Genomic DNA, 13,013 nt, shown 5'->3' on the forward strand with positions numbered 1-13,013 from the left:
AATGGCCTCGCACATGGTTGCGAGGTTTGCGCTCGGTAACAGGCTTTCTGTTTTCCCTGACGAAGTTGATCGTCCGGTTCACCAAGTCGTCGAAAACGTGCCCCAGTTGAGAGCCGAGATTGACGGCATTCTGGATACGGAATATGCGCGGGTGAAAGCGTTGTTGGAAGCCGAGCGCGACACCGTCATCGCCCTCTCCCGGGCACTGGAGAAAGAGAGACGACTGGAGGGCGAACGTTTAGTGGAGCTGTTGGCCGACCTCAAAACTCCGACCGTTTCTAAATCTGTCCCCCAACGCCCTTGAACTTTTCAACAAACATCGAAATCTTTTGGAAGACATTTTGTTTTTTGCTCAGATACTGAGGGTTGAGCGGACTCATTTTCGGCAATAGTGCGTTTAGTTCAGTGCCGTTATCGGTCGCAAATTCTCGTCTGATAGATGTCGCGATGTAGCGCTTTGCGGCGTCGACATTTAGATTTTCAGAGGAAATCAGCTCCTCTGCCTCCCGCCGCTGCTCTGCCTGGGCGAAGGTGAAAAAGGCATCAATTACAGAGGCCTTATCCCCAATTTTATCAAGATCAGTCTGATTGATGAAATCGACCAAAAGACTTTCTTTGGCCCTGTTGCCAATGCTGGCACGGATCATGCGGCGAACATCCTCAACCAGGGCAGCTTTGTCCCTCACCCTCTTATTGCTCTCGAAAATCTGTTCCAGAATGTAGTCGAGATTAATCTCTTGGGACTTGAGGAGGTCCACCTCAAACACCACGTCGTCCCAATCGACTGTGGATTTATCCATTTCGTTGGCCGCTTTTTCGCGGCGCAACCAATCGCGGATGTCGTTGTAGGTTGACCGGTAATCCTGGATTTTTCGTTCTGCTGGAATCTTGATTGCACTTAGTGCAGCGAAACCTTGATCACTTAAATGATGCGCGGCTTTGAAGGCTTCGACGGCATCGACATCATTTGTGTCGACATCCTGCAACGCTTTCAAGCTTGCGAACTCATCGTAATTTTGCAGCACATTCTCGACGCGTAAATATTCGCCAAACAGTTTGGCGAAGTATTTCTTATCGCTCTCTTTGACAATCTCATCAGGGTTAGGGAAGCGTTGTTCCAGCTCTGTCACCACGTCCACAAAACCGCGTCGCGCTTCACCGGTAACGAGATCGGTGAAACCTTCCATGTATTCTTTGTAGCTCTTTTCGAGGACGACATTTTTGGTGTTTTTGTCGCCAAACAGCGTGATGGCATTGACGGTTGCCTCTTCCAAATCACGGAAGGTGACAATGTTGCCGAAGGTTTTGGTCGCGTCGTATATGCGGTTGGTACGCGAATAAGCCTGTATAAGCCCGTGATAGCGAAGGTTCTTGTCGACGAATAGGGTATTAAGTGTAGGAGCATCGAAGCCGGTTAAGAACATGCCAACGACGACCAGCAAATCGACTTCCTTGGCCTTAACGCGCTTTGCCAGGTCGCGGTAATAGTTCTGGAAGCCGTTGCTATCTACGCTGAAATTGGTCTTGAAAAAGGTGTTGTAGTCGGCAATCGCTGCGCTCAAGAATTCCTTGGCGCTCGTATTCATTGCGGACACATCAAAGCTTTCATCCTGGATGTCGCCAACTGCGTCCTGTTCTTCGTTGGCGGCGAACGAGAATATGGTTGCAATTTTTAAAGGCTTCTCATTGTCCGCTTGGAGCTTGTTCAGGGCCTCGTAAAATAGCTTGGCCGCATCTACGCTGCTCACTGCAAACATGGCATTGAAGCCCCTGTTGCCGCCTTGCAGACGATGGGTTTTCTGGCGAAAATTGTTTAGTATGTACTGCGAGATTTCGCGGATACGATCTGGGTGCAGCAGGGCCTTCTTGTTTTCCGCTGCATTGAGCTTTTGTTCATCCTGCTCAGATTCAATTGCCTTAAATTGTGGGCGAACATCGTTATAGTCCACCTTGAATTTCAGCACCTTTTCGTCCCGAATGGCATCGGTGATGACATAGCAGTGAAGCTCCCGGCCAAAAACGCTCGCCGTGGTTTCAGCTCCCAAGGCGTTCTGCGGGAAGATAGGCGTCCCGGTAAAGCCGAACTGATAGAAGCGCTTAAACTTCCTTTTCAAGTTCCTCTGCGCTTCACCGAATTGGCTCCGGTGGCACTCATCAAAAATGAAAACCACCTCTTTGTCATAGACGGGTAGGTCGCCTTCGCTCTTCATAAGGTTGTTAAGTTTCTGAATTGTCGTGACGATGATCTTGTTGTCGTCTTTATCCAGGTTCCGCTTAAGTCCAGCAGTGCTGTCCGAGCCATTCACGCTATCCGGTGAAAAGCGCTGGTATTCCCTTATGGTCTGATAATCGAGGTCTTTTCTGTCCACGACAAAAAAGACCTTTTCGATGAAATCAAGTTCGGTTGCCAGACGTGCGGCCTTGAAACTAGTGAGTGTTTTGCCAGACCCAGTCGTGTGCCAAATATAACCGCCGCTTTCTGGTTTGCTCCAATTCTTGGCTTCATGGGAGCTTTTGATCTTCCATAGAACGCGCTCGGTCGCGGCAATCTGATAGGGCCGCATTACCAGCAATGTGTCGCTCACATCGAAAACGGAATAACGCAGCAGCACCTTCAAAAGCGTGTCTTTTTGGAAGAAGGTGGCTGTGAAGTCCTTCAGGTCCTTGATCAACCCGTTATCCGCCTTCGCCCAGTTCATGGTGAAGTCGAAGCTATTTTTGTCGCGCCGTGTGGTGTTGGCGAAATAACGTGTGTCTGTGCCGTTCGATATGACGAAAAGCTGAATGTATTTGAAGAGCGACTGCTCGCTGTTGAAACTCTCTTTGCTGTAGCGGTGTATTTGGTTGAATGCTTCGCGGATGGCAACGCCACGCTTTTTCAGCTCAATTTGCACCAGCGGCAGGCCGTTTACCAAAATCGTCACGTCGTAGCGATTGGCATGCGTGCCCGTCTGCTCAAATTGTTTGATCACCTGCACCTTGTTGCGGGCAAGGTTCTTTTTGTCGAGCAGGTAGATGTTTTGAATATGTCCGTCGTCAAAGACGAAATCGTGGATGTAGTCGTCGTGAATTTTGCGCGTTTTATCAGTGATGCTATCGCTCGGTCTGTCCACATAGTTTTCAACAAACCGCGCCCATTCACCATCCTCAAAGCTCACATTGTTCAAAGTTTGCAACTGCTGGCGGACATTGGCCAAGAGAGATTCAAGCGTATTGAGCTTTGCTAGCTCGTAGCCCTGAGCTTGCAAATCCTGGACAAGCTCGCGCTCCAAATCACCTTCGCTCTGATAGCTGTCACGGGCTTCCCATTCCCTGACGTATCTGTCTAGTACGATGAAGTTCTTCGACTCCGCGATGGCGCTAGTTTGTTCAATCATCTGGCGTGTCTTCTTTCAAAACCACCTGGTATCTTTTGGGAAACTCATATTTCTTGTTTGCTGTATCGCTGAGGAGGTAGCCTAAGACCCGTTTGTCATCATTTGAAAGTTCCGACAACTCATAGCCAGAGTGCTTTGAATGGCTGGAAATATCGACAATGCGCTTCAAATAAGCATCGCTCGTTCCATCCGCTGTTTTGGGCAGCAAATCTGACCAGTCTTCATACCCAAGGAATGTTGAAGTCTTTTCCAGTACGTTTCTGAGAAAATTGTAGTGATACTTCTCAAAATCATTTTTTTCGGACGCTGACTTAAGTTTTTCAATCAAGTGAAGATGATAGGAGAACGGGCTATCAGTTTTTTGCTCTTCGAGCGAAAATGAGCCATCCTCGTTGTGAGTTAGCCGGTACTTCGATGCTTTCTTCAGTGCATTGAACAAGACGTTGTAGAACAGCGGATTGTGAGTCGTGATAATGAATTTGGGGCCAGCTTGTGGCGACTTTTTAATAAGTGTTGCTAAACTTTGCGCCAATTCAATAAGGTGATTGTCGTCAAGTGAGCTGACAGGGTCGTCGATAAAAACGTACTCCAATTTATTAAATTGATCAGTGCTGCGTTCTCCGACTTCGGGAACATCGAGCACGGTGATGACTTCCTCGATCAAAGTGTAAAAAATGCTCCAGATGAAGTTGCTTTCCTCACCCTTGGAGATTTTAACGCCTCTCACAGCTTCATCATCGCCGGTTGCCATGGAGAAGGAGACGGAGGGATAGGTCTTTTCCCCCGTCTTTCTACGCCCCTGGCGCTTATCCTTTTCATTGAAAATGGGTGTTAGATTTTTGTTCGTGTAATGTTGAAAATTAGCAATGATTTCATTACCTTTTCCTTGATCTGCCAGTATCCAGTCGGTGAAGGAATTCGGCTGGATCATGAGCTTGGGCTCACCGTCGTTGAGGATGTCGTTGTCCCAAAAAAATAGGTCTTCAGTAAACGCGTTATAATATAGGATTTTGGTCCGAGTGGCTTCCTCAGGCGCTTCGTCCTCGTCATCGCTGTTTTTTGGCGCAACCAGGCTCTTAAATTCTCGCGACAGGCGGGTTTTGCCTGACCCGTTAAAGGCATATATCAACTGCACCTTTTTATCGGCGCTTTTCAACGTCTCTGCGATTTGTGTTAGTGTCTCGCCCATCGCTATGCAGTTACACTTTCGGGTTTTGGGAAACTCAACAGCAAATCGCGATAATACTCATATTGCTTCTGACGCAGCTGAATTTCCTTGGGAAGGCCTTCGCTTAGCGAGTTGGTCAGGGCATCGAAATTGTCTAAAATAGCGACGACGCGATCCTGTTCCGCGAGCGACTTAATTGCATTATTTGGATGAGGAATTGGTATTCGGACTTTTTCAAGCCCGTTGATCAGCAGCCTGTTAAGCTTGCCACGAGAAACATGTTTTGCCTTTTGGTCGATGAATTTGTCTGTTTGCATGACGTAGGAAATGTATCTTGGATTCAATGAATGGCGAAAGGCGTAACTGTCGTCATGTATGGCGACTTTGCCATCTCCCAACCAAGCAACGGCTTTTCCTACATCTTCTACTGTCTCACCCACACCAGTTATTATTACGTCGCCCGGTTCCGCGTAGCGAAGCGAATGGGCCATGTCGGTTCTGACCTGTGAATATGCGTGACGCGTAAATACCCCGTAGCGGGTGTATATTTCACCGTAGTGAATGGCATCAATGCCATCATCAACAAAATCGGCTTTGGTAAAGCGCCTCCCTCGAATAAATTCGCCTATTTCCCCCAAGGGCTTCCATTCGACTTCACAATCATCGAAATTAAGAAGTTGATCGCGATAATAGTTGTGTTGCTTCCTTCGCGCGGTAAGCTCTGCGGTAAGCTCTGCGGTAAGGGCGGTGAATGCGTCTAAAATGCGCACGATCTCAGCTTGGATCGCCAAGGATTTTTTGGGATCGTCAGGGCATGGAATGGGGATTCGGAATGCCTTCACATTAGAATCAGAGATCGCTGGATAAGCAGCACCACTTTGCCGTTCTTCGACGTAGCTCTTGAATTCGGTAGAGGAGATATTATGCAAAATCCATTTTGGTAATACCTCTTCTTTCTTGGCACGAAGAACACAGTAACCAGTGCTTGCAATGGCCCCAGAATATTCCTCGTCGATAAGACAAAATCTCTGCTGCGCTGGGCGGGTGGTCGCAAATATTACGTCATCCTTTTCAACAAGCTTCTGCGCGCGACTTGGTGCATTCGTGGTGCTTATTGCTGTGGTTTCAGTGATGCTTTTCGATTCAATGCTGACAGATGTCAGATCAATATAGCGGAATGTGCGCTCAGCATCCCGCCATCTAATATTTCTTGTTGGTAAGGTTACATCAGCCAGCGGCTTCCATTGAACTTCAGCCCCATCCAGCATCTTATCCAGGTAGTCCTGACTGCTCATGCCTCGATCTCCGCGACGATAGCGTCAATCTCTGAACGCAACCTCCCGATTTTCTCTACGGTGGTTTCTATCTCTGCGTTCAGTTTGGCTATGTTGACTATCTCGCGATTGTCCTCGGGTTCCACGTATGCGCTGACAGCAAGATTGTAGTCTTCGGCGACGATGTCCTCATAGGTAACTGACTGCGCGAAATGTGCGATATTGTCCTTGCTATCAAAGGCCTGCATTATTTGCTGAATATGGCCCGGATTAGCCGCACTTTCATCGTCGGTCAGCGAGTTGTTATTAATTCCTTTTTTGAACAGGCCACTTGCGTCGATAAATTGCGTGTTAGTGTCGGTTTTGTGCTTGGACAATACGACAATATTGACGGCAATGGTCGTGCCGTAAAACAGATTTGGAGCGAGTGATATCACGCTCTCAACAAAGTTGTTGTCGATCAGATATTGCCTGATTTTCTGTTCTGCGCCGCCTCTGTAGAAAATACCTGGAAAGCAAACAATTGCCGCACGGCCTTTGGCGGAAAGATAGCTAAGGGCATGCAGCACGAACGCGAAATCTGCTTTGGACTTAGGGGCCAAGACACCCGCTGGAGCAAAGCGATCATCGTTGATCAATGTTGGGTCATCAGAGCCTATCCATTTTACTGAATATGGAGGGTTGGAAACGATGGCATCAAATGGCTTCTCGTCGCCAAAATGTGGCTCAGTTAGCGTGTTACCCAGCTGGATATCAAACTTGTCGTAGTTGATATTGTGCAGGAACATGTTCATGCGGGCCAAATTATAAGTCGTGTGATTGATCTCTTGGCCGAAGAAACCTTCTTCAACAATGTGCGCGTCAAAGTGCTTCTTTGCTTGCAGTAGCAAGGAGCCTGATCCGCATGCCGGGTCATAAATCTTGTTCACGCTCGTCTGCTTGTGCATCGCGAGCCGTGCAATCAGCTTCGAAACATGCTGCGGAGTGAAAAACTCACCGCCGGACTTCCCCGCTGTGGCTGCGTAATTTGAAATCAGGAATTCGTAGGCATCACCAAACAGATCGATTTGATCGCCATGGAATTCCCCAAATTTCAGCTCCGCAACGCCCTTGATGACCGCTGCCAATCGAGAATTCTTGTCTTTAACCGTGTTGCCAAGGCGGTTGCTGGTCGTGTCAAACTCAGCAAACAAACCCTTGATGTCAGCCTCTGAAGGGTAGCCGCTAGCGGACGCCTCAATTCCATCAAAAACCTTTTTCAGGTCTGTATTTAGACTTTCATTGTTTTTGACCTTTTTCGCGACATTGGAAAACAGTTGGCTGGGGTAAATGAAATACCCCTTGGTCTTGACCGCATCGTCCTTGATTTCAGGCGTGATTACGCTGTCCGGCAACTCAGCATAATTGATGCTTTCATCGTCGGCTTCGATATAGCTGGCAAAATTCTCACTGATGAAACGATAGAAAAGCGTGCCAAGCACATATTGCTTAAAGTCCCAGCCATCGACCGCACCGCGCACCTCGTTGGCGATTTTCCAGATTTGGTTCTGTAGGTGGGCGCGTTGCTCGGCGCTGGTCATGCTCTCTACTCCGTTCATTTCTGCTCTTGCTCAGTGATCCAGCGTTCAATTTCTGATCTGCGAAAACGCCAAGACCCGCCGACCTTGAATCCCGGAATGCGGCCTTCCGACACAAAGCGATAGGCGGTCTTTTCAGCAATTTTCAGATAGCTGGCCAGCTCTTTAATCGTGAGAATTTCGTCGCTCGGCATCGCAGCCCGAATCCGAATTGGGGAACCGTGTTGAAAATAGTGGAAAATAAGGATGGCGCAAGCCTTACGCGTGGCGCGGGCGCGCGCAGTGTGAAGTCTTTAGACCGCCACGAACAGATGCAACAGCTGCAGGGGCTCTGATGGCTGGAGTCTCTTGCCGTCGCTTCTGGCGATAAGGGCGGCATCATGGCGTCGAGATCAGCGTAAAAGCCCGTCAGATGAAGCGCTGATGCCCCTCTCTTTGATCAGCGCAAATTAATTCTAGGGCATCTTCACACCAGGCACGGACGCTGTGCTGCCATTGATCGACGCCTGAGTTGAGAGACGGTATCGCGGGCATCTCCTCGACCGACGCAGATGCCACCCGGTGACCGCAGAATCTTTACTAGCCACAGGATGTTGAGAAGACGCAGATGCCCTGCTTAGTTGTGGCCTTACCTCTTCATTCCCACCGATACTGGCTTGCCGTGCGAATCGACTGGCATAAAACTCAACCGGCTCTTTTGCTCAGACAAAGCAGCGGTTTTCGCCGATAACCATGGAAAATTTGTCGATGCGTAGACTTGTTTGAAGCACCTATCGACCTGAAGACTGTTGTAGAATCGCAGTTCTGCGCTTTTGGCCTGGCGCACCGCAAACCTAGGACTCCAGTTTATCTGGCGGCCTGCAGGTGGATGGGCGGCGACTAAGCAAGCGTCGCGGTCTAGCGGCAACGCGATGCGTGTCTCCTGTCGCCAATAACCGGCCCCAGTGTGCTGGGGTAAATTACGCCCGTCTTCAAACAGCTGCACGGGGCTATCAGAACTGATGAACTCCTCACCCTTAGGCGCGAGAAGTACGAGCCAGTCCATCTTGCAGACAACTGGCGCAAAGTGCTGAGCTGCGTTCAGTGCTCGAACTGTGTCTTCAAAGTCGACAGAAATGCTTCCATCTTCTTCGAGCTTCAGGCCGCCTTTTTTCGAAAATTTGCTGGCATCGACCGCTTTCGACGCTTCTGAGGCCTTCTCGATCTCCCGAACATAATTCTCGATGCTATCAATCGTGTTTGAAGGAAAGTCGTTTTGCTCGATACCCAAGAGCATATCCGCAAATTCTTGACGCTTCCGTAGAGACCTAAAATCCTGGGACGTCAAAAAAAGCGAAAAATCTATGCGCTGCTGAGGCGTTGGAGCTTTGCCGGATACCATCTGCTCCACCGCAACGGAGCCAGCCGTTTCTATGGGGCCAAGCGTTTTTTCGATGGTCTGAGTGTCGATTTCTCCGGATTCTAATTTTGCCGCATTATAGTATCGCTGAACGGCAACACCATCAGGGGCCGAACGGAAAGAATGCCCCTGCCCTCGGGCAAAAACACTCAGCATTCCATCGGCACCGGTAAAACGCGTAAGCAAAAACCGGGGCACGTAGTGCTGTCGTTTCACGTCGTTCAAAATCGCGGTTCCTCGACTGATTTTTTTAGAATGGTATCTTGTTTGACCCGGACGCTTTCGGGAAACTTCGTCGGATAGTTGCGGCGAGAGTTCCCGGCCTGACACCTACGCGCGAATCAGCATATCTTAAGCCAATGGTTTGACGATAGGAGTCGTAGAATTGGTGGCAGATGCGATTGGATCGCCAACGGTGGGCGATGACGGCCATCAACTAGCGGCAGCAATGACCGAACTGCTGAAAGATCATTCACCGCTCGGGATACGTCTTAAAGAGATACCTTTCACCTGGACCACGGACTTACATCGGCTGAACGGGACGTTCCACTACCTCACTTTCGCGGATGGTGTTCCGACGGTTCAGGAATTCATTGAGTACCTCTATGATTGCATCATCCCTTACTGCCTCCCGAAATCCAAGATCAGAGCCGCGCTTGAAACCACTGATCCGGTGAAAGATTACGCGCGGATCGTCCGCTTGGGCGACGACGCAAAAAGCCTGTTTATTCGGGCAAAGAACCAGCTGGAGTCAGGTGGCGAACCTGGCGAACTGGTGCTCTACGCGATGCTGGAGTGGGTCCTGAAGGCCCCTCGACTGGTTTCGAAAATGTACCTGAAGACGAATAACAACATGCCGGTCCATGGTACGGACGGCATCCATCTCGGTTACGACGAAAAATCCGATCAGTTTACGATCTATTTCGGCGAGTCAAAGATTTATCAGACTTTCGCGTCCGCTGCCGCTGCGGCATTCCAATCGATGGCTGACCTGATCAGTAACGCGGGGCAAATCTCGCGCGAGATCGAAATCCTGAATAACCTTTCGGACATCGGTACGCTACCGGAGGCGTTCCAGGCGAAAATAGCGGACCACATCAACCCCTATTCGACCTCGCCTCTCAGTCTACAGAAACGGGTTGTCCACGCGTGCTTGCTCGGTTTTGAGTACAGCGCGTACAGCCGCCTCCTCAAGTTGCCTCCTGCCACGATACCGGCGGCGTTCGAGAAGCAATACATGAAGAGAATTGAAAGCGCCTGTCGCGTGATCGAACGACACTACGGGAAGCAGCTACCGGTGACCACAAATCTCCATTTGTTTCTTCTGCCCTTCCCGTCTGTCACAAATTTTCGGAAAGACTTTTATGCCAAGCTCGGGGTGGTACCGTGAATTTCATCGATGGAATTTGTGAAAACATCGGGAAAAACGAACATTTCATAGCCGATTATGAATTGCTCTTAAGGCAGTCGGTCGAGAGCCACGCAGGTCTCGGAGGCGATCAGGTCATCAGTGAGGAGGTTCTCACCCGGCTTGTCCAGAGCGCAGCAATTTTCTCACAGTCCTCCGAGGCGGCCTGGAAGCAACTCGCGTACCGCATCGGCTTCGCATCTCTCGTCTTCAAGGATTCCCTAGGTGGGCTTGCGGCTGCTTCTCGGCTCATTCTTGCTCGCCTTGGCAATTATCCAGCCATTAGGTTCGCGTTCGGCGGCGATCCCGAGCCGTCCTCCATGCCAGAACGCATCTTTTTCGAGATTGCGAATCGCCGCGATGAAAATACCATCAGGATCGGAGATCGAACTGCCGTTCTTACTGACATGCAAAAGAGTGTGTGGGATGCGTTGGGCGCAGGCCAATCAATCGCCCTTTCCGCCCCCACGTCTGCCGGAAAATCGTTTGTTTTTACTGGGTTCATTGAGCAGCTAAAACGCGAGGACCCAAAGGCAAACATCGTGTACCTCGTGCCGAGTCGGGCCCTACTGACGCAAGTCGAGGCCGACCTGCGCCGCGCTTCCCCTGATCGTGCTTTCGATGTGACAACTGTCCCGTTGCCATCGGGTTCCGCTGATGTCCTTCCACCGCTGTATGTTTTGACCCCGGAGCGTCTGCAGGTACTGCTCCAAATGTCGGCTGACATTGCATTTGACGTCGCCATTGTTGACGAGGCGCATCTTATTGGTGAAGGCTCGCGAGGCGTAATCCTTCACGCTGTGCTACAAGAGGTACAGGCCCGTAGACCAACAGCACAGTTTCTGTTTTCGTCGCCGCAAGTCCGAAATCCTGTCATTTTCGGCTCGGTCGTCGGCCACAGCCAAATTCAAACGCTGAAGGTTACGGACTCACCGGTCGCCCAGAACCTGATTTTTTTATCTGGCAGTCCGACTGATCCAACGGCTATTAAAGCCAGTCTCTGGCAAGATGGATCAAGTCTGCCTCTTAACGAGTTCGAGGCCGCCATACCAATCTATACGCCCCAAGACCGGCTCATTTATGTCAGCTGGGTTCTTGGACAAGGCGCTCAGAGCCTGGTCTACGCTGACGCGCCAGCGTCTTGCGAAGACATTGCCATGAAAATCATGGCCCTCAGCGCAGATGAGAATGTTGCATCGGTTTCCTCGGGACGTGAGCCATCGCCGCAGGTTGTCTCTGCTCGAATGGCGCTGAGCGAGTTTGCGAAGGAAGCTGTCCACCCGAATTACGTGCTGGCTGAGACTGTGATGACTGGTGTCGGATTTCACTACGGGCGCATACCGCCGCTCCTACGGAATGCCGTCGAAAGCAGCTTTGCTGAGGGCACTCTGGACTACATTGTGTGCACGAGTACCTTGTTACAGGGTGTTAATCTGCCTGCCCGAAACATATTCATGCACAATCCCCACAAGGGTGACGAGAAGCCCATTGAGGCCGTCGATTTTTGGAATCTTGCAGGGCGTGCCGGTCGATTGGGAAAGGATTTCCAGGGGAATGTCTTTTTGGTCGACTACAATGAATGGGAGTCCGCTCCCCTTTCCGGCCCCAAAGACGAGGTCATACGGCCGTCCCTAGAACGGACGCTGGTCGATACACCAACGGAACTGGTCGACTACATAAATGACCCTGCCCGCCCATCGGGAGAGAACCAGCAATTTGAAGCAGCGTTTTCGAAACTCCTTAGAGATCATCGAAATGGTACGTTGACCGAGACGCTTGAGCGGATGCCAAGTCTACCCACTTCTACGTACGAGGTCGTCGAGGAGGCAATCAAGATTGCCGACGCCCTCATCTCGCTCGATACCGAAACTCTCGCGACTAGCCCGCAGATTTCCGGGTTCCGGCAGCAGCAGCTCTACGACTACATGATCGCGAAGATCAAAGAGAAAGGTCCGGAGTACCTTATTCCAGTGCATCCGAGCGCCTCGTGGAATGATGCACTTAACAAGCTGCGACCGGTTTTCGCTCGGGTCCATAAATATTTGGAATTGAAGAGCGGCAATCACCATCGATACTGGGCACCGCTTGCGCTCCGGTGGATGCGTGGTGATCCGCTTCCCGTGATCATTGAGGCGGCCATCAGCTATCATAAAGGCCTGGGCAAAAACCGTTCCGACCGCACGGTTATTCGAGAAGTTCTTACTGACATCGAGTCAGGGCTACGGTTCCGATACGTCAACCTGCTCAGTTGTTACTGTTCCGTGCTCAAAGCCGCGTTAAACGCAGCTGGCCACGCGAGTTACGTTGCCCGGATACCCGCGCTCACTCTCTACCTCGAACTCGGCGCGGCGTCTCAAACGATGATACAATTCGTAGGGATGGGACTGTCGCGACACACGGCTAACAAGTTGGCGTCTCTGACTATCAACCGAGATATGGACTACGGTTCCGCCCGAAACTTCCTGGCGCGAGTAAATCCCGTGACAGCAGGCCTCACCCCATATGTGGCGGGTGAACTTCGACGAGTCCTTCAATCCGGATGACCAGATCACTGGCTAGGCATAGCCTCAGACCCAAGATTCGCTTCGCGGAAGTGCTTATAGAAGTATAATTTCGGGGGTCGCCAAAACATGCAGGTCCGGGGATTTTCCGGGAATATCAACGTCGCAGCGGTCCTGTTGAGATAAATGCAGTCTCAAGCGCTTTGAAGCTCGGCTTTTTCCGAGCATAAATTGCTCAAAACGACTTTCCCCGTGTTTCGATAGATATCAATGGCTTATGAGAGAAAGCCCGCACGATACGGGCTATAT

Annotated in this window: 8 protein-coding genes and 1 pseudogene; 3 read left to right on the forward strand and 6 right to left on the reverse strand. The window is 50.5% G+C overall.

What is annotated here, in order from left to right; all coding sequences use genetic code 11:
- Positions 1 to 304 (forward strand): annotated as a pseudogene (locus AC27VQ_RS25680) (hypothetical protein); the annotation flags it as partial.
- Here the strand turns inward: AC27VQ_RS25680 and AC27VQ_RS25685 are convergent.
- The 6 genes from AC27VQ_RS25685 to AC27VQ_RS25710 form a co-directional block, all read right to left on the reverse strand.
- The gene (locus AC27VQ_RS25685; RefSeq protein WP_488718565.1) at positions 279 to 3,377 is read right to left on the reverse strand and encodes a type I restriction endonuclease subunit R; all 3,099 of its coding nucleotides are present in this window, start codon (positions 3,375 to 3,377) and stop codon (positions 279 to 281) included. The pseudogene AC27VQ_RS25680 and the gene AC27VQ_RS25685 overlap by 26 nt on opposite strands.
- Positions 3,370 to 4,566: an AAA family ATPase gene (locus tag AC27VQ_RS25690; protein ID WP_488718566.1), complete on the reverse strand. Its 1,197-nt coding sequence runs from the start codon at positions 4,564 to 4,566 to the stop codon at positions 3,370 to 3,372. The genes AC27VQ_RS25685 and AC27VQ_RS25690 overlap by 8 nt, the downstream gene beginning before the upstream one ends.
- 2 nt (positions 4,567 to 4,568) lie before the next feature.
- Positions 4,569 to 5,840: a restriction endonuclease subunit S gene (locus tag AC27VQ_RS25695; RefSeq protein ID WP_488718567.1), complete on the reverse strand. Its 1,272-nt coding sequence runs from the start codon at positions 5,838 to 5,840 to the stop codon at positions 4,569 to 4,571.
- On the reverse strand, positions 5,837 to 7,399 hold the full coding sequence (locus tag AC27VQ_RS25700) for a type I restriction-modification system subunit M (RefSeq protein WP_488718568.1): 1,563 nt from the start codon (positions 7,397 to 7,399) through the stop codon (positions 5,837 to 5,839). Before AC27VQ_RS25700 ends, AC27VQ_RS25695 begins: the two co-directional genes overlap by 4 nt.
- Positions 7,400 to 7,413: 14 nt before the next feature.
- Positions 7,414 to 7,590 (reverse strand): methylation-associated defense system helix-turn-helix domain-containing protein MAD1, encoded by a 177-nt coding sequence (gene mads1, locus AC27VQ_RS25705; protein ID WP_488718569.1) that lies wholly within the window; start codon positions 7,588 to 7,590, stop codon positions 7,414 to 7,416.
- Between the two features lie 434 nt (positions 7,591 to 8,024).
- On the reverse strand, positions 8,025 to 9,011 hold the full coding sequence (locus tag AC27VQ_RS25710; protein WP_488718572.1) for a DUF4238 domain-containing protein: 987 nt from the start codon (positions 9,009 to 9,011) through the stop codon (positions 8,025 to 8,027).
- A gap of 172 nt (positions 9,012 to 9,183) precedes the next feature.
- Between AC27VQ_RS25710 and AC27VQ_RS25715 the strand changes: the two genes are divergently transcribed.
- Both AC27VQ_RS25715 and AC27VQ_RS25720 read left to right on the forward strand, forming a co-directional pair.
- On the forward strand, positions 9,184 to 10,185 hold the full coding sequence (locus AC27VQ_RS25715; protein ID WP_488718570.1) for a HamA C-terminal domain-containing protein: 1,002 nt from the start codon (positions 9,184 to 9,186) through the stop codon (positions 10,183 to 10,185).
- The gene (locus AC27VQ_RS25720) at positions 10,182 to 12,746 is read left to right on the forward strand and encodes a DEAD/DEAH box helicase (RefSeq protein WP_488718571.1); all 2,565 of its coding nucleotides are present in this window, start codon (positions 10,182 to 10,184) and stop codon (positions 12,744 to 12,746) included. Before AC27VQ_RS25715 ends, AC27VQ_RS25720 begins: the two co-directional genes overlap by 4 nt.
- The last annotated feature ends 267 nt before the right edge of the window (positions 12,747 to 13,013 follow it).

Source organism: Shinella sp. 20P9.1.1 (genome assembly GCF_057798995.1).

What these genes read in the sequence shown, in the direction of transcription:
- AC27VQ_RS25685 (WP_488718565.1), bottom strand. Translation starts at nt 3,377, where the DNA reads ATGATTGAACAAACTAGCGCCATCGCGGAGTCGAAGAACTTCATCGTA.
- AC27VQ_RS25690 (WP_488718566.1), bottom strand. Translation starts at nt 4,566, where the DNA reads ATGGGCGAGACACTAACACAAATCGCAGAGACGTTGAAAAGCGCCGAT.
- AC27VQ_RS25695 (WP_488718567.1), bottom strand. Translation starts at nt 5,840, where the DNA reads ATGAGCAGTCAGGACTACCTGGATAAGATGCTGGATGGGGCTGAAGTT.
- AC27VQ_RS25700 (WP_488718568.1), bottom strand. Translation starts at nt 7,399, where the DNA reads ATGACCAGCGCCGAGCAACGCGCCCACCTACAGAACCAAATCTGGAAA.
- mads1 (WP_488718569.1), bottom strand. Translation starts at nt 7,590, where the DNA reads ATGCCGAGCGACGAAATTCTCACGATTAAAGAGCTGGCCAGCTATCTG.